Raw genomic sequence first — 1,050 nt, forward strand, 5'->3', positions numbered from 1 at the left:
ACGATGGGGATAAATGACGACAATTTGCCAGGGGTGAGGTGGTTGATATTGTTTTAGAAATAGGAACAATTCCGCAAAAAGTCGATAGTAGAGGGTGTCGTCCGGTTGGAACTGCACTTCCACTAGGTAGAGGGGTTGCTGACTATCTTCTCTGAGTGGCATAAATAAGCCATCGAGACGGAAAGAGAGTTGTTTCACCTCTTGGGAGGTAAATTGATAGTTTGCTGAGACCGGTTGCGGTTGTCCGATTAAGTCAAAGAAACTGTCCGGAAAGCGCAGGAAGATTTGGTAAAAGAGACTGTCAGTTTTCACGAGAAATCTCGCTTCTAGGGTTTATTGGCAATTGCCGAATTGATTTAAGAGTTCCTGCTTGGAATACTGTAGGAGTAAAGGAGTAAATTCTTCTGGGGACAATTGTAAAATCCGGCTGATAATAGCTTGAATTTCTGGGTCTAACTCACCAAAACGGACTCGGAGCAGGTTTTCCACCACCCGACGTTCCCCCTCTTGCAGACCTTGTTCTAGACCCCGTTCTAGACCCCGTTCTAGACCCCGTTCTTCTCCTTCGGCCAGTGCTTCTTGATAGACTCTCGTTTGTTTTAAATCACTTAGTCCAAACATAGCTTCAATTTCCTCGCGACTTTTCTGGGGTAATTTGTAAATAATGATACTTTCGATTAGGTCAATTAACTGCCGTTGACTGGACTGGTCGGTGATTTCTTCTCTAGTCCGCTCGATTAGGGTTTGAGCAGTCCTCACCGCTGCCGTTTCCGACTCTACTACTAATTTAATCACACCAATTCCTAAGGAGGGATTGTCCCCGTAGGGCAATTCATCGAGATAAATGCGTCTGACGCTTGCTAAATTGAGGATTTCGCCAAAATGCAGGGATTGTTCCCGTTCCACCCCACGATGGGGATAAATGACGACAATTTGCCAGGGGTGAGGTGGTTGATATTGTTTTAGAAATAGGAACAATTCCGCAAAAAGTCGATAGTAGAGGGTGTCGTCCGGTTGGAACTGCACTTCCACTAGGTAGAGGGGTTGCTG

The 1,050-nt window shown here is 45.6% G+C and carries 2 protein-coding genes; both read right to left on the reverse strand.

Annotation, left to right across the window (positions count from 1 at the left end; translation table 11 throughout):
• On the reverse strand, positions 1-312 hold a 312-nt coding region (locus O9323_RS03750), incomplete at its 3' end, for a DUF2887 domain-containing protein (protein WP_288124707.1).
• 21 nt (positions 313-333) lie between these two features.
• Positions 334-1,050: Rpn family recombination-promoting nuclease/putative transposase (locus O9323_RS03755; RefSeq protein WP_288124708.1), on the reverse strand; the 717-nt coding region annotated here is incomplete at its 5' end.

The sequence above is a fragment of the Microcystis sp. LE19-131.1A genome, assembly GCF_027532015.1.
GTDB classification, from domain to species: Bacteria; Cyanobacteriota; Cyanobacteriia; order Cyanobacteriales; family Microcystaceae; genus Microcystis; species Microcystis ichthyoblabe_A.